This is a genomic window from Nonomuraea sp. NPDC049421 (genome assembly GCF_040677005.1).
Lineage (GTDB): Bacteria > Actinomycetota > Actinomycetes > Streptosporangiales > Streptosporangiaceae > Nonomuraea > Nonomuraea salmonea.
Map to the genome: position 1 here is coordinate 120,492 of NZ_JBFAQA010000005.1, position 15,342 is coordinate 135,833.

A 15,342-nucleotide genomic window follows, 5' to 3' on the forward strand; every position below is an offset into this window, starting at 1 on the left:
CGTAGGGTCCTGCCCTGATGACACTCGAGATCGGGCTGCTCGGGCCCTGGCAGATCACGATGGACGGACGGCCGCTGCGGGTGGCCGGCCGCCGCCGCGTCGCCGTGCTGACCCGCCTGGCCCTTGACGCGGGCCGGCCCGTCACCACGCGCCGGCTCGTCGCCGACGTGTGGGGGCAGACCTCCACGGCCACGGCCGCCAAACAGGTCAACATCGTCGTGTCGAAGCTGCGCGACACGCTCGGCTCCGACGCCATCGTGACCGTGCCCGGCGGCTACCTGCTCGACGTTCCCCGCGAGCAGGTCGACGCGCACCGGTTCACGCTGCTGGCCGGCCAGGCGCGCACGGCCCGCGACCGGGGCGAGTCCGGCACGGCGGACAGGTGGTTCCGCCAGGCGCTGGACCTGTGGCGGGGACCGGCCCTGGCCTGGCTGGACGAGCCGTGGGCGCAGGAGGAGGCCAAGCGCCTGGAGGCGGAACGCGTCGCCCTCTTCGAGGATCACACCGAGCTGCGGCTGGCCGCGGGTGACCAGCTCGCGGTGATGGCCGACCTCGTGCCGCACGTCAAGGCGTACCCGCTGCGTGAGGGGCCGCGCGCGCAGCTCATGCTGGCGCTCTACCGGGCGGGGCAGCCGGGCGAGGCGCTCGCGGTCTACCAGGAGGGGCACGCGGCCATGGTCGAGGAGCTCGGCCTGGAGCCGGGCGCCCCGCTGCGCCGGCTGCGGGAAGCCATCCTCGCCAGGGACCCCGCGCTCGACCTGCCCGTGCCGGCGCGGCAGGCCACGATCGTCCCCGCCGAGCTGCCCGCCGACACACGGTCCTTCACCGCCCGGCGGGAGGAGGTGACGTGGCTGAGCGAGGCGCTGCTGCACGCGAACGTGGCCGTCATCGACGGGCCGGGTGGCGTGGGCAAGTCGGCGCTCGCCGTGCACGTGGCGCACACGATGGCCGGGCGGTTCCGCGACGGCGTCGTCTACCTCAACATGAACGGCTCCACGCCCGGCCTGCCGCCCCTGCCCGTGCCCGACGGCCTCGGCCACGTGCTGCGGTCGCTGGGTCTCGACGGGTCCGCCGTGCCGTCCGACGTGGAGGGGGCGGTGGCCCGCTACCGGTCGCTCACCTCGGGGAGCGAGCTGCTCGTCATCCTGGACAACGCGCTCGACGCCCGGCAGGTGCGGCCGCTCATCCCGGCCGGGCCGCGCTGCCGTACCGTCATCACCAGCCGCACCGCACTCGGCGGGCTGGACGCGGAGCTGGGGGACGTCCGCCGGCTGCACCTGGCCGGGCTCGGCCACCGGGACGCCGTCACGCTGCTGTCCAGGATCGCCGGTGCCGAGCGCGTCGAGCGCGAGCCCGAGGCCGCCGCGGCGGTCGCCCGGCTCTGCGGCGGCCTGCCGCTGGCCGTGCGCATCGCCGCCGCCCGCCTGGTGGCGCGGCCCGACCGGCGGATGGCCGACCTCGCCGGCCGCCTGGCCGACGCCACCCGCCGCCTCGACACCCTGCAGTACGACGACCTCGCGGTACGCGCCGGCATCGCGGTCAGCCACCGGCAGCTCCACGAGGAGCAGGACGGCCACGACGCCGCGCACGTACTGCCGCTCCTGGGCCTGCTCGACACACCGACCCACACCCCGGCCGCCACGGCCGCCCTGGCCGGCTGGCCGGAGCCACGGGCGGAGGCGGCCCTCGAACACCTGCGCGCCGCCCGGATCCTGGAACCGGCCGGCCGCGACCGGTACCGCTTCCACGACCTCATCCGCCTGTACGCCAGGGAGCAGGCCGCCGAGCTGCCCGGGGACGAGCGCGCCGCCGCGCTCGACCGCGGCTACCACCACTATCTGGCCACGCTCAACACCGCCACCCTGCTCGTGCACCCGCAGCCCATGGAGCCCTGCTACGAGGCCGAACTGCCCGGCGTCCCGCTCGCCGACGCGCAGGAGGCCGGCAGGTGGACCGAGGCGGAGCGGGACAACCTCCTCGCCGTGACCCACCAGGCGATGGAGTCCGCGGTCCCGCACGTCGCCCTCGGGCTGGCGCTCGGGCTGCACATGCCGTTCAACTACCGGGGCTGGGTCACGCACCTGGCCGACGTTCACGCCGGCGCGGTCGAGCTGGCCGCGCGGTGCGGCGACCGGGCGGGTGAGGCGCAGGCGTCGGCGTACCTCGGCTGGGTCCACCGCGACCAGGGACACGACGAGCAGGCCATCGCGTACCTGGAACGGGCGGCGGAGCGCTGGGACGAGGCTGGGCTGCCGCACCGGCGCACCGGGCCCGTCAACAATCTGGGGATCATCCACACCAAGCTGGACCGGCTCGACCTCGCCCACACCTACCTGTCGGAGGCGCTGTCCATCGCCGTGGCGAGGGGCGAGGAGTACCAGCGCGGGGCCATACTCAACAACCGCGCGCACGTGCTCTACCGGCAGGGCCGCTACGACGAGGCCGTCGCCGAGGCGAAGGAGGCGACCGCGGCGTGGGCCGGCAGCCTGTACGGCGAGGGCCTGTCCCGCGAGACCCTGGCCCGCGCCTACATGCACGCCGGCCGCCTGGAGGAGGCCGCGGAAACCTTCCAGGTGGCGCTGACGCTCCTGCACGAGGGCGGCTACCGCATCGGCTACGCCGTCGCCGCCTGGTGGTCCGCCCAGACCCTGCACGCCCTGGGCAGGACGGACCTGGCGCGCAGGGACTGGCGCCGCTGCTTCACCGCGCTCCTGGAGGCCCGCCTGCTGACCCGCTCGGAAATGGACGACCTGCTGGCGCAGCCCGTCCCCGGCATGCCCCAGCCGATCAGGCACATGCTGTAGAGGAAGCCCCGCCGGTTCTGCGGCGGGGCTTCCCTCACGTCACTCGACCGTGATGCGGTGGACGGCCTTGGCCGGGCCGGCCGTGATGTCACCTCCCCATGTCGCGAGGTAGGTGTAGCGGCCGGCGGTGGTGAGGGTGTCGGTGAGCGTGAACGTGCCGTCGGCGTTCAGGCGTACCGGCGGGAGCGTCACGCTGTCACTGGCGCCGTCGACCTTGATGCTGCGCAGCACGGTGAACGTGGTCCACGAACCGAGCGATCGGCCGTTCGCCGTCAAGGTGCCGGTCAGCTGCACGGTCGTGCCGGCGGTGCCCGTCTCGGGGCCGTCCAGGGTGAGGGTGGACCTGTCCCTGGCGTTCAGGGCGGCGAAGGCGCCGGCGCGGCGGTAGCGATCGTCGCCCTCCCAGTACACCAGGTAGATCCACTCGCCCCGCTCCTGCATGGTGTCCTCGAAGCTGAACGTGCCGTCCTTGCCGGTCCGCACGCCGGTGATCAGCTCCTTCCCCTCGTAGGTCGAGCGCCGGACCACGGTGAGCGGCTTGAGCGCGAGCGGCTTGCCGTCGGCACGGGTGAGCCGGCCCTCGATGGTGGCCGGCGAGCCGACGTACGCGTACGTCGGGGCCGTCACCGTCAGCGTGGAGGCCGGCAGCTCGGCGCCGGTCACCCGCCACAGCAGCAGCCGGTCCGTCGTGCTGCGCAGCAGCATGAAGACGTCGGAGCCGGAGAACGCGACGCCGTCCAGGAGTGCCTCGGCGTCCCACTGCTCGGCCCCGAACAGCGCCGTGCCGCTCGCGGCGTCGTAGACGGTGAGGTCGTGGTTGCCGTATTCGGCGGCCAAGGCGACGTAGGCGCCGTCGCCGCTAAGTGCCACGGCCGACGCGTAGCCGACCCAGCCGTCGCCGTATTCGCCGGTCACGGTCAGCGTGCGGGTGTCGAACCGGATGACGTCGTTGGGGCTGCTGGCCATGGCGAACAGCGCGGTGCCGTCGGAGCTCAGCGCGAGGTCGCGCAGGTAGTCCAGGTAGACCTGGTCGCCTTCGATGGTGCCGCGCAGCTCGGGGGTGTCGCCGACGACGTCGTAGACCAGCAGGTCGCCCTCGTGCACGCTGCGCTGGCCGACCACCAGCGTGTCGCCGGCGGCCGCGAGCACCGGAGCGCGCAGCTGCTCGCCGCCGACCGCCACCGGCACGGGGGCGGTCGCGCTCAGGTCGAGGCCGACGACGCCGCCCTTGCCGGTGTCGCACCCGTGCCCCACCCACAGCCGCTCGCCCAGCAGCGCCAGACTGACCGGGCACGGGTGTGACGACAGGTCGAGCCTGCGGGTGACGGCGAGGCTCGCGGTGTCGATCTCGGCGACCTCGTTCGAGCCGCTGAGCGCCGCGTACAGGCGGGCGCCGTCCTGGGCAATGGCAAGCTGGCGGACGCCGGACAGCCCGGTGATGACGTCGCCGGTGGGGATGCCGGTGGCGTCGGCCACGATGACCCGGTCGTCGGCGCCGACGAACACCCGGCCGCCGCCGACGGCCAGGTCGGCGCTGTAGGCCTGGGTGGTCACCCCGAGGTCGGCGGGGGCGGTGGCCGCCGCGGCGGCGGGGGTGGGGACGGTGAGCAGGCCCGTGACCAGGCCGGCGGCGCCCAGGTGAGCGGCTAATCGGCGGACGAGGGAATGACGCACGAGAACCTCCGAAGACGATGGGAACGTACGTTCTAATAACGTCGTACGGAGGCTCTCGCGTCAAGATCGGCCACTCGCGTGACACCGAACCGTGATCATGCGAATTCCAGGATGGCGGGTTCGGGCGGACGGTGCGAATGTAGAGGCATGGCGACCCGCTGGAGGAGAACGTGGGAAACCCCGAGCTGACCACCAAGACAGTGCTTGCCGCCATCCGTGACCACGGAGACGCGGCCTACGACTTCCTCATCGACGACTACCCGTCCGACCGGGTGATCGCCGAGTTCACCAAGGCGGCCAGGTCGGGCTTCACCACGTTCGGGGTGGCGGTGCACATGGCGTCGCTGACCGACAAGGGCCGTAAGGAGCTCGGCTGAAGGCGGCGGTCACCGGGCGAACGCCTGGAGCGCCTTCTTGAGCTGCCGTGAGTACGGCAGCGGGTCGCCGTAGTGCTCGGCGGTCCTGCTCGGGTCCTCCTTGAGCACGTGGCTGACCCCGGTCAGCCGGACGAACGTCGTGTCGGCCTTCCTCAGCCCGGTGGCCAGGTGCTCGACGTCCGCGCAGCTCACCTGGATGTCGGCGTCGCTGCAGCTCAGCAGCGCCGGGGTGCGGGGCTTGAGCCGGGCGGCGACCTTGGGCGGGTCGAGGCGGTCGATCTCCGACAGGAACTTCGCGTTCACGGGGGAGAGCAGGCTCGACAGGCCGCCGGGCAGATTCGGCGGCACCGTGCCGTCGGCGCGCAGCGACGCGACGGCCCGCGCCATGGCGTCCCCGATCTCCTTCGCCTGCGCCTCGGTGATGAGGCCCGCCTGCACCTGGGCCCGCAGCTGGGCGGTGACCTGGGCGCTGATGACGTCGAGGTAGCGGCGGCTCAGCGGCTGGAGCAGGGCGACGCCGCGCACCGGGGTCTTCGACCTGGTGGCGAGCAGGAGGGCGAACAGCGCGCCCTCGCTGTGCCCGATGGCCGTGAGCCGGCGCTTGTCGACGCCGGGCCGCCTGGCCAGGAACGCCAGCGCCGCCTGGGCCTGCCGCTCGAAGACGCCGACGCCGATATCGGCGACCTTGTCCGCGTACGGGCCGAGCCCGGTCTTGCCGGTGCCCAGCTTGTCGTAGCGCAGGCTCGCCACGCCCGCCTTGGACAGCAGCTCGGCCGTCGACTTCAGCGAGTTGACGCCGCTGAGCAGGGCGCTGTTGCCGTCGCGGTCGGTGGGGCCGCTGCCCGCGATCAGCAGCGCCGCCGGAACGGGTCTGCCCGCGCGTGCCGGGTGGCGCCAGGTGCCGTACACGGTCATACCGTCCACCCGGAAGCTCACCTCCTCCTCGACCCAGCGGGCCTGCGCGGAGGCGGCGGCCGGGGGAGCGGCGGCGGCTCCGTCCACGTACGCGGCGGTCAGGAGGGTGAACGCGCACAGGCAGGCGGTCAGGCGTGAGCGGACGAGCATGGGTCACTCCCTTTCTCGGGGAACGTCACAGAGCGTCGGGGCGCAGGAGGTAGAACCCGGCGGTCCTGCCGTCGCGGTCGTAGGTGACGCGCAGGGTCAGCTCGCCCGCCTCGAAGAACAGCGGGGCGTTCACGACGGTGTGGTCGGCCGCCTGGTGAGCCGTCGGCTCGCCCATGCGTTCGTAACCGCCGATCGCGCCGACCACCTGCGCCCAGATCGTGGCGAGCTGGTCGGGGGAGAGCCCGGCGGCCATCGTCTCGTCGAAGTCGCGGCACACCTCCTCCCACCGGCCGTCGGCCAGGCCGGCGACCAGCGCCGTCGTACGGTCGGCCGCGCCGGGCAGGATCGTGTCGGTCATGGGAGCTCCTGTTCGCGGGTCGAGGGGCCGGCCGAAGCGCTGGAACGCGGCCTGCCGGCTGGAGCCCAGCACGTCGCCGATCTCCTGCCAGGTGTGCCCGGCCGTACGCGCGCCGGCGACCGCCGCCCGCATGGCCTGATCGGCCACCCGCGCGAGGTCGCGAGCCGCCGCGACCGCCTCGAGCGGCGCGGCGGCGGCACTCAGCCGCTCCAGCAACCGTCCCGCGGCCTCCGCCAGGTCCGGTTCCGTTGCGTCGTCAATATCTCCTTTACGAGCGGTGTCTGTCAAGTTCTCTTTTACGTGCTCCGCCTGATCGCGAGCCCTCCGCGCCGCGCTCCGGCAGGTCGCGTCGCAGTACTCGCGCTTCCTCCCCCGGCCTGACCTGGTGGGAAGTGGTCTCCCGCACTGGCGGCAGGCCAGGCTGTCGTACGACTCCACGCCGCTGCTCCTTATTTCGTGCCAGCTCGATGGCACGTAATAATATCCGAGAGCAGCACGAAAATCAGACCCTGATCCCCTTCACGATGGCGGGGAGATCGCGGACCAGGGGCGCACTGGCCATCACGGTGACGACGACGCCGCCGCGCGCCACCCAGCCGACGTACCGGCCGTGGCCCAGCGCCCCGTCGCCGGTCTTGCCGAGGACCTTTCTGCCGCCCAGCCGCGCGGGCTTGCCGGCGCTCGTGAAGGTGCCGAGGTCCACGGGAAGCTTTCGCAGGTCCTTCAGGTCGCGCGCCTTCGGCCAGCAGACCACCCGCACCCACAGGGATCGGTGGGCGCGGTCGGTGTCGTCGCGGTCGTCCGACCAGCGGTAGGCGTACTCGGTGACGCCGTCGTGCCTCGACGCCTCCAGCTCCCCGTAGGTGAAGCCCTTCGGAAGGTGGGCGACGCGGACCCCCTTGAGCGCTCGGGTGCCCTTGGCGGGCTTGTCGGTCCGTCCCTTCAGCTCCGCCTTCGACGGGGCGGGGCAGGTGGGAGCGGCGTGGGCGGGGAGCGCGAACAAGGTCGCGGCGGCTATGGGGGCCGCGGTGAGGGCGGCGAGGATTCTGATCGTTTTCATGCCGGGTTGGATGCCGGTCCGCGCCCATAAGTTGCGGCGAACGCCGATGGGCCGGCGCCCGCTGCCCGCGCCGCAAGGGAGATTCGAGTCGGCTGCCGTACCCAAGAGGGGTGTTGCTGGGTCGAGCCGAAAGAAGGGCCTGCATGTACGGACTGACAGTTCTGGTGCGCGCCGGCGAGCGGGCGGGCGGCCTCCCCCGGGGCGGCGGGCCGCGATGAGCACCGCCGACAGAGCCATCACCCTGCGCGGGATGCCTCGCTGGTACTTCACCCTGTTCACCAGCGACGCGCTCGAACGCTTCGGCTTCTACGGCCTGCAGGCCATCCTGGTGCTGTACGCCTCGGCCCCCGCCACGAGCGGCGGGCTCGGCCTGCCGGTCACCGACGCGGCGACGTTGTTCGGCGCCTGGATCGGCTTCATGTTCATGCTGTCCATCGCCGGCGGCTGGCTCGGCGACCGGGTGCTGGGCAACCGGCGCGCGCTGGTCGCGGGCTGCCTGACGGGCATGGCCGGATACCTGTGCCTGGCGGTGCCCGCGGGCTGGGCGGCGGCGGTCGGACTGCCGCTGGTGGCGGTCGGCGGCGCGGTCTACAAGCCGAACCACCAGGCCATGATCAACATGATGTTCGGCGGGAGCCGGGGCCGCGAGGCCGGGATCTCGCTGATGTACGTCGCGACCCAGGTCTCCGCCCTGGCGGCACCGCTGCTGGTCGGCTATCTGGGCGAGCGGGTCAGCTGGAGCCTGGCGTTCCTGGTCGCGGCGCTGGTCATGCTGATCACCGGGGTGCAGCTCCGGGTGAGCGCCGCCCAGTTCGGCGAGGTGGGGCAGCGGCCGGTGCGGCCTTTGACGGCCGGCGAGCGGGGGGCCGCCGCGCGGCGTACCGGGCTGGCCGGCGGGGTGGTCCTCGCCGTGGTGCTCGGCCTGGGGCTGGCCGGGATGCTGAGCGTGTCGCTGGCGATCGGGCTGGTCGGCGTGTTCAGCGTGATCGTGCCGATCGTCGGATACACCGTGGTCTACCGCAATCGCGGGCTCGGCGCGGACGACCGGCGCAGGCTGCGCGCGTTCCTCGCCGTGTTCCTCGGCTCCACGCTGTTCTGGATGATCATCGCGCACGCCGCGTCGCTGCTGAACCTCTTCGCCCGCGACCACGTGGACCGCGTGGTGTTCGGCATGGAGATCCCGGCGAGCTGGCTGCAGGCGGCGACGCCGCTGTTCATCCTCATGCTCGCGCCGCTGATCGCGGTGACGCTGCCGGCGCTGTCAGGCCGCACCCACGTGCCGGTCAAGCTGGCCATCGGACTAGTCCTCGTCGGCGGCGGCTTCCTCGTCATGTCGCTGACCACGGTGTTCGCCGCGTCGGGCGAGAAGGTGTCGCCGCTGTGGCTGGTCGTCGTCTACCTCACCCACGCGTGCGGCGAGGTCATCGTCGCCGCGGTGATCATCTCGGCCGCCGCCGAGGTGCTGCCGGCCGGCTACATGGGACGCACGCTCGGCCTGATGTGGCTGTTCGCCGGGCTCGGCGGCGGGCTGGGCAGCGGCGTGGTCAGGCTCGCGGAAGTCGTCCCCGAGCCGATCTACTACCTCGGCCTCGGAGGCGTGGCGAGCGTCGTCGGGCTCGCGTTCGCGCTCGGCCGGCGGGCCCTCGCCAACGGGCTGAGGGCGGGCCTCGAGACACCGGCGGAGCGTCCGGAGAGCGACGCCGTCACGGAGGGCAGCCGATGAGCGAACGCAACGACCGGCCGGTGGTGACGGGCATCGGCGTCATCGCCCCCACCGGCATGGACACCGAGACGCACTGGCAGGCCACGCTGGCCGGCAAGTCGGGCATCGGCCGGATCACCCGCTTCGACGCCGGCGGCTATCCCGTGCGGCTGGCCGGGCAGGTGCCCGGGTTCGTCGCCTCGGAACGCCTGCCCCACCGGCTCATCCCGCAGACCGACCACTGGACGCACATGGGCCTGGCGGCGGCCGAGTCGGCGCTGGCCGACGCCCGCGTGGTGCCCGCCGAGCTGCCCGAGTACGAGATGGCGGTGGTGACCGCGAGCTCGTCGGGCGGCACCGAGTTCGGCCAGCACGAGATGGAGCGGCTCTACCAGAACGGGCCCTCCTGGGTGGGCGCGTACCAGTCGATCGCCTGGTTCTACGCCGCCACCACCGGCCAGGTGTCGATCAGGCACGGCATGCGCGGCCCCTGCGGGGTGATCTGCTGCGAGCAGGCCGGCGGCCTGGACGCGGTCGGGCAGGCACGCAGGCTGATCCGGCGGGGCTCGCGCGTCGTGGTGACCGGCGGCACCGACGCCTCGCTGTGCCCGTACGGGCTGGTCGCGCAGCTGTCCAACGGCAGGATGTCCACCGTCGACGACCCAGAGCGCGCGTACCTGCCGTTCGACGAGGACGCCTCCGGCTACCTGCCGGGGGAGGGCGGCGCGATGCTCATCGTGGAGAGCGCCGAGAGCGCGGCGCGGCGCGACGCGACCGTCTACGGCGCGGTCGCGGGCTACGCGGCGGGCTTCGACCCCGCCCCGGGCTCGGACCGGCCGCCGGCCCTGCGCCGCACGATCGAACGCGCGCTCGCCGACGCCGGCATGTCGCCGTCCGACATCGACGTCGTGTTCGCCGACGCCTGCGGCACGCCGGACGACGACCTGGCCGAGGCGCGGGCCATCACCGAGGTGTTCGGCCGGCGCGGCGTCCCGGTCACCGCGCCCAAAACTCTGACCGGCCGGCTCTACGGCGGCGGCGCCGCACTCGACGTGGCGACGGCGCTGCTCACGCTGCGCGACGGCGTCGTCCCCGCCACCACCGGCACCTCCCGGCTCGCGCCGGGCTGCGACATCGACCTGGTCCTCGGCCGGCCGCGCGACGGCGCGCTGCGGACCGCGCTCGTCCTGGCCCGCGGGCACGGCGGATTCACCGCCGCGCTCGTGCTCACGAAGTGAAAGGGAAGGGAACACCATGGATCTCGGCCTGAGCGGTAAGCGGGCACTCGTCACCGGCGGCACCCGCGGCGTGGGCCGCGGCATCGTGCTCGCGCTCGCCAAGGCGGGCGTGGACGTCATCACCAACTACCGGCAGGAGGGTGAGAACGTCGTCTCGCTGGAGCACGAGCTCAAGCAGATCGGCGGCCGCCACGGCGTGCTGCGCGCCGACCTCACCGACCCCGGGCAGATCGCCGGCCTGCTGGAGCAGTGCGGCGAGCGGTTCGACGGCCGGCTCGACCTGGTGGTCAACAACGCCGCCGCGATCAGCCACGTCCCCTACGCCAAGCTCGACCTCGCCGAGTGGCAGCGCATCGTGGACACCAACCTCACCGCCGTGCACCTGACCATCCAGAACGCGCTGCCGCTGCTGGGCGCGGGCTCGTCGGTCATCGGCGTCAGCTCGAAGTCGATAGAGGTCGGCATCCCGCTGCGCGCCCACTACACCGCGACCAAGGCCGCGCTGCACGGCTTGTTCCGCACCCTGGCCAGGGAGTTCGGCCCCCAGGGCATCCGGTTCAACGTGGTGGCGCTCGGCATGATCCACACCGAGGCGTTCGACGCGATGCCGGAGGAGCAGCGGAACCAGATGATCGAGCGCTACTCCGGCAAGACCTGCCTGGGCCGGCTCGGCACCCCCGACGAGGTCGCGGGCGCGGTGATGTGGCTGGCGGGAGACCTGTCCCGGTACGTCACCGGTTCCGTCGTGGCGGTGGACGGGGGGATCTCATGAGCCAGGCCCGGTTCCGCGTCATGCTGCGCCTGCAGATCAAGCCCGGGATGGAGCGCGAGTTCGAGCGGGTGTGGATGGAGGTCGGCGACTCGGTCACCACGCACCCGGCCAACCTCGGCCAGTGGCTCGCCCGCGACGGCGAGGAGAAGGGCGTCTACCACATCATGAGCGACTGGGTGGACGAGCCGCGCTTCCGCGAGTTCGAGCTGAGCGAGCGGCACCTGGAGCACCGCAAGAAGCTGCACCCGTACCGCTCGGGCGGGTCGATGAGCACGGCCCACATCGTCGCGCACCTGCCCGGCGCCACCTCGGAGGAGACGGCCACGCACGAGGCGTGGGAGGAGGCGGCGCGATGACGGCTCAGGCGCCCGACGGGCACGGCGTCCGGGTGCTGCTCTACCACGCCACGGACGACCCCGCCGGCATCGAGGCGGCCTACCACGAGGCGAGCAACCGGCTGGCCGGGGTGCCCGGCCTGCTCGGCAACGAGCTGCTGCGCTCGGTCGCCGACGAGGGCGACTTCGTGGTGGTGAGCACGTGGCGCAGCATGGAGGACTTCGAGAAATGGGAGCAGGGGCCGGACCACAAGCGGCAGACGGCGCCGCTACGCCCCTTCCGTGACGGCAGGATGCGCCGGCCGTTCGCCGTCTACCGAGTAACAGCGTCCTACTAGCCAGGAGACCGGCTCGTGAAACTCGTTCCGAATGGGACTTCGCATACCACGATGGATCTGACCGACTGGCTGTCCTGCGCGGGCTGCGGGATGCTGGTCTACCGCAAGCGGTTCGACCGCATGGGCGGGGTGTGCCCCGACTGCGGCAGGCACGCGCCGCTGACCGCCGAGCAGCGGCTCGGGCGGCTGCTCGACCCTCGCTCCGGCACGACGGTGGAGCCCGCGCCGTCGGTGCACGACCCGCTCCGGTTCGAGGACCTGCTGCCGTACGCCGACCGGCTGGACACCGCCCGCTCGCGCACCGGCATGGACTGCGCGGTGCGGGTGGTGCGCGGCACCGTACGCGGGCGCGGCGTCGTGGTGGCGGTCATGGACTTCCGCTTCCTCGGCGGCAGCATGGGCACCGCCGAGGGCGAGGCGGTCGTGGCCGCCGCCGAGGAGGCGCTGAAGCACCGGCTGCCGCTGCTGATCGTCACCGCGTCGGGTGGCGCGCGCATGCAGGAGGGCGCGTTCTCCCTGCTGCAGATGGCGCGGACGAGCAACGCGATGGCGGCGCTCGACGAGGCGGGCCTGCTGACGATCACGCTGGTGACCGACCCCACCTACGGCGGGGTGGCGGCGTCGTACGCGACGCTCTCCGACGTGATCATCGCCGAGCCCGGAGCCAGGATGGGCTTCGCCGGACCCCGGGTGATCGAGCAGACCATCAGGCAACGGCTGCCCGAGGGCTTCCAGACCGCCGAGTTCCTGCTGGAGCACGGCCTGCTCGACGGCGTCGTGCCGCGCGCCGAGCTGCCGCAGGTGCTGCAGCCGCTGCTCGCCCTGGGCACGCCGGCCGAGCCCGGCTGGGGCGCGGCCGTCGAGGACCCGGTGATCCGCTACCCGGACCTGCTGCCCGAGCGGCCCGCCGCGCAGGTGGTCAAGCTGGCCCGCGACCTGGGCAGGCCGACCACGCTCGACCACGTCGCCGCCTGGGGCGGCGAGTTCGTGGAGCTGCGCGGCGACCGGGCGGGCGCCGACTGCCCCGCCGTGGTGGGCGGCCTGACCGACCTGGACGGCCTGCCGGTGATGGTGATCGGCCACCAGAAGGGCCACACCACCCAGGAGCTGGTACGCCGCGACTTCGGCATGCCGTCGCCGGCCGGCTACCGCAAGGCGGTGCGCCTCATGCGGCTGGCCGCGAAGCTGCGGGTGCCGGTGGTCACGCTCATCGACACGCCTGGGGCGCACCCCGGCCTGGAGGCCGAGCGGCACGGTCAGGCGCACGCCATCGCCGACTGCCTGCGGGTGATGGGCTCGCTCGACGTGCCCGTGGTCAGCGTGGTCACCGGCGAGGGCGGCAGTGGCGGCGCCCTGGCGCTTGCGGTGGCCGACCGGCTGCTGGTGAGCGAGAACGCCACGTTCTCGGTGATCAGCCCGGAGGGCTGCGCGGCGATCCTGTGGCGCAGCGGCGAGGCCGCCGCCACGGCGGCGGACGCGCTCGGCGTGGACGCGCCTACGCTGCTGGCCAACGGCATCGTGGACGGCGTCGTGCCGGAGCCCGCGGGCGGCGCCCACGTGGCGCCCGAGCAGGCGAGCGAGGTGGTGCGCGACGCGGTCGTGTGCGCGCTGCGCGAACTGCGCGAGCAGGACGGCGCCGCGCTGCGCGAGGCCAGGCGGCGGCGCCTGCGCTGGTTCGGCACCTACAGAGAGAAGGTGGCTCTATGACGGACGGGCAGCAGCCGAGCGCCTGGGACGGCGCGCTGGCCGGCCTGGGCGCGCGGGACGCGGTGGCGATCCTGTGCCGGGGGCTGGCCGACGCCGTCCAGGCGGCGCCCAGGCCGCCGAGCAGGGCGTGCGTCCGGCTGGGCAACGCGAGCATCGAGGTCGAGTGGCCGGCGCTCGCCGAGCCCGCCCCCGGCGCGTACGCCCCGCCGGAGGCGGCGGACCCCGCCACCGAGGCGGCGGGGCACACGGTGCGGGCCGAGCTGGTGGGCACCTTCTACCGCAGGCCGGAGCCGGGCGCGAAGCCGTTCGTGGAGGTCGGGGACCTCGTCGAGCCGGGCCAGCAGGTGGCCATCGTGGAGGCGATGAAGCTGATGAACCCCGTGACGGCGGACGTGGGCGGCCGGGTGTCGCACGTCCTCGTGGACGACGCCCAGAGCGTCGAGTACGACCAGCCGCTCATCGTGATCGACCAGGAAGCCGACGAATGACCGGGGACACGCGCCGCCCGTTCGACACCGTCCTGGTGGCCAACCGCGGCGAAATCGCGCTGCGTATCGTACGGACGTGCCGGGAGATGGGCATCAGGACCGTCGTCGTGCACTCGTCGGTCGACCGTGACTCGGCCGCCGTACGCGCCGCCGACGTCGCCACCCAGATCGGCCCGGGACCGGCGAAACGCAGCTACCTCTACCCGCCGGCGATCATCGAGGCCGCGCTGCGCACCGGCGCGCAGGCCGTGCACCCCGGGTACGGGTTCCTGTCCGAGGACCCCGACTTCGCGGAGATCTGCGCGGCCAACGGCCTCGTCTTCGTCGGCGCCCGCCCCGAGGTCATGGCGAGACTCGGGGACAAGGCGCTGGCCAGGAGCATGATGGCGGACGCCGGCCTCCCGGTGCTGCCCGGCACGCCCGAACCCGTCGGCACCGTCGCCGACGTGGTGGAGGCCGGGCGGCGCATCGGCTTCCCGCTGATCATCAAGGCGGTGGCCGGCGGCGGCGGGCGCGGCATGGCGGTGGTGCGCAGGATGGAGGACCTGGCCTCCGCCTACCGCGCCACCGGCGCCGCCGCGCGCGCGGTGTTCGGCGACGGCCGGGTCTACCTCGAACGGCTGATGGAGCGGGCCAAGCACGTCGAGGTCCAGGTGCTGGCCGACGAGCACGGCTCGGTCGTGGCGCTCGGCGACCGCGACTGCTCCGTGCAGCGGCGGCACCAGAAGCTCATCGAGGAGACCCCCGCGCCCGGCGTGTCGCCCGGGCTGTCCGCCCGGCTCGCCGAGGCGGCGGTCGCCGGGGCGAAGGCGGCGGGCTTCACCGGCGCGGGGACGTTCGAGTTCCTGGTGGCCGGCGAGGAGTTCGCGTTCATCGAGGTCAACTCGCGCATCCAGGTCGAGCACCCGGTCACCGAGGCGGTGACCGGGATCGACATCGTCCGCGAACAGCTCTGGATCGCCGCCGGCCGGCCGCTCTCCTTCTCGCAGGAGGACGTCCGCCCGCGCGGCGTCGCCGTGGAGTGCCGCATCAACGCCGAGGACCCCGAGCGGGACTTCGCGCCGAGCGCGGGCACACTGAGCGAGTTCGTGCCGCCGGGCGGCCCGTTCCTCCGCGTGGACACGCATGCCTACGCGGGGTACGCGGTGCCGCCCGACTACGACTCGCTGCTGGCCAAGGTGATCGCCTGGGGGCCCGACCGCGAGCAGGCGATCGCCAGGATGGAGCGGGCCCTCGCGGAGTTCCGCATCGAGGGCCGCGGCATCCGTACGACGAAGGCGCTGCTGCGGGCCGTGCTGGCCGAGCCGGCCTTCCGGGCGGGCGCCCACACCACGTCGCTGCTGACCGAGGGCGTCTCCATGAACGGGACGCCCGCCCGCTCGGCGGGTTCACCCCCGGGTGCGAGCCGGGGGTGAACCGCCGAG

At 73.4% G+C, this 15,342-nt stretch carries 14 protein-coding genes; 10 read left to right on the forward strand and 4 right to left on the reverse strand.

The annotated features are described in order from the left end of the window. The first annotated feature begins 17 nt into the window (after positions 1–17). Entirely contained in the window at positions 18–2,804 is a 2,787-nt protein-coding gene (locus tag AB0K18_RS10880) for a BTAD domain-containing putative transcriptional regulator (RefSeq protein WP_364913012.1), read from the forward strand. 39 nt (positions 2,805–2,843) lie between these two features. Here the strand turns inward: AB0K18_RS10880 and AB0K18_RS10885 are convergent, their stop codons facing one another. After that, positions 2,844–4,478, reverse strand: a complete 1,635-nt coding sequence (locus AB0K18_RS10885; protein WP_364913015.1) for a hypothetical protein — start codon at positions 4,476–4,478, stop codon at positions 2,844–2,846. A gap of 170 nt (positions 4,479–4,648) precedes the next feature. Here AB0K18_RS10885 and AB0K18_RS10890 point away from each other — a divergent pair, with 170 nt between their 5' ends. Continuing rightward, positions 4,649–4,855: a hypothetical protein gene (locus AB0K18_RS10890; protein ID WP_355424071.1), complete on the forward strand. Its 207-nt coding sequence runs from the start codon at positions 4,649–4,651 to the stop codon at positions 4,853–4,855. A 9-nt stretch (positions 4,856–4,864) separates the two neighbouring features. Here the strand turns inward: AB0K18_RS10890 and AB0K18_RS10895 are convergent, their stop codons facing one another. The 3 genes from AB0K18_RS10895 to AB0K18_RS10905 all read right to left on the reverse strand — a co-directional run bounded on the left by AB0K18_RS10895 (position 4,865) and on the right by AB0K18_RS10905 (position 7,338). Continuing rightward, positions 4,865–5,920: an alpha/beta hydrolase gene (locus tag AB0K18_RS10895; protein ID WP_364913018.1), complete on the reverse strand. Its 1,056-nt coding sequence runs from the start codon at positions 5,918–5,920 to the stop codon at positions 4,865–4,867. Between the two features lie 25 nt (positions 5,921–5,945). After that, a complete protein-coding gene (locus AB0K18_RS10900) occupies positions 5,946–6,566 on the reverse strand; it encodes a DUF3887 domain-containing protein (protein ID WP_364913021.1) in 621 nt (206 codons plus the stop codon). A 214-nt stretch (positions 6,567–6,780) separates the two neighbouring features. After that, positions 6,781–7,338: a hypothetical protein gene (locus tag AB0K18_RS10905; protein WP_364913025.1), complete on the reverse strand. Its 558-nt coding sequence runs from the start codon at positions 7,336–7,338 to the stop codon at positions 6,781–6,783. 250 nt (positions 7,339–7,588) lie between these two features. Between AB0K18_RS10905 and AB0K18_RS10910 the strand changes: the two genes are divergently transcribed. From AB0K18_RS10910 to AB0K18_RS10945, 8 genes are read left to right on the forward strand one after another with little or no spacing between them, the layout of a single operon-like run. Beyond that, the gene (locus AB0K18_RS10910; protein WP_364913028.1) at positions 7,589–9,061 is read left to right on the forward strand and encodes an oligopeptide:H+ symporter; all 1,473 of its coding nucleotides are present in this window, start codon (positions 7,589–7,591) and stop codon (positions 9,059–9,061) included. After that, a complete protein-coding gene (locus AB0K18_RS10915; RefSeq protein ID WP_364913031.1) occupies positions 9,058–10,278 on the forward strand; it encodes a ketosynthase chain-length factor in 1,221 nt (406 codons plus the stop codon). The genes AB0K18_RS10910 and AB0K18_RS10915 overlap by 4 nt, the downstream gene beginning before the upstream one ends. A gap of 16 nt (positions 10,279–10,294) precedes the next feature. Further along, complete coding sequence (locus AB0K18_RS10920; protein ID WP_364574069.1) at positions 10,295–11,050, forward strand: SDR family oxidoreductase; 756 nt, start codon at positions 10,295–10,297, stop codon at positions 11,048–11,050. Continuing rightward, positions 11,047–11,406, forward strand: coding sequence for an antibiotic biosynthesis monooxygenase (locus AB0K18_RS10925; protein WP_364913034.1), 360 nt, complete (start codon positions 11,047–11,049; stop codon positions 11,404–11,406). The genes AB0K18_RS10920 and AB0K18_RS10925 overlap by 4 nt, the downstream gene beginning before the upstream one ends. Then, on the forward strand, positions 11,403–11,723 hold the full coding sequence (locus AB0K18_RS10930; RefSeq protein WP_364913037.1) for an antibiotic biosynthesis monooxygenase family protein: 321 nt from the start codon (positions 11,403–11,405) through the stop codon (positions 11,721–11,723). Before AB0K18_RS10925 ends, AB0K18_RS10930 begins: the two co-directional genes overlap by 4 nt. A gap of 51 nt (positions 11,724–11,774) precedes the next feature. After that, the gene (locus AB0K18_RS10935; protein ID WP_364913040.1) at positions 11,775–13,430 is read left to right on the forward strand and encodes an acetyl-CoA carboxylase carboxyltransferase subunit alpha/beta; all 1,656 of its coding nucleotides are present in this window, start codon (positions 11,775–11,777) and stop codon (positions 13,428–13,430) included. Further along, positions 13,427–13,918 (forward strand): biotin/lipoyl-containing protein, encoded by a 492-nt coding sequence (locus AB0K18_RS10940; RefSeq protein ID WP_364913043.1) that lies wholly within the window; start codon positions 13,427–13,429, stop codon positions 13,916–13,918. The genes AB0K18_RS10935 and AB0K18_RS10940 overlap by 4 nt, the downstream gene beginning before the upstream one ends. Beyond that, positions 13,915–15,333: a biotin carboxylase N-terminal domain-containing protein gene (locus tag AB0K18_RS10945; RefSeq protein WP_364913046.1), complete on the forward strand. Its 1,419-nt coding sequence runs from the start codon at positions 13,915–13,917 to the stop codon at positions 15,331–15,333. Before AB0K18_RS10940 ends, AB0K18_RS10945 begins: the two co-directional genes overlap by 4 nt. Positions 15,334–15,342: the final 9 nt, after the last annotated feature.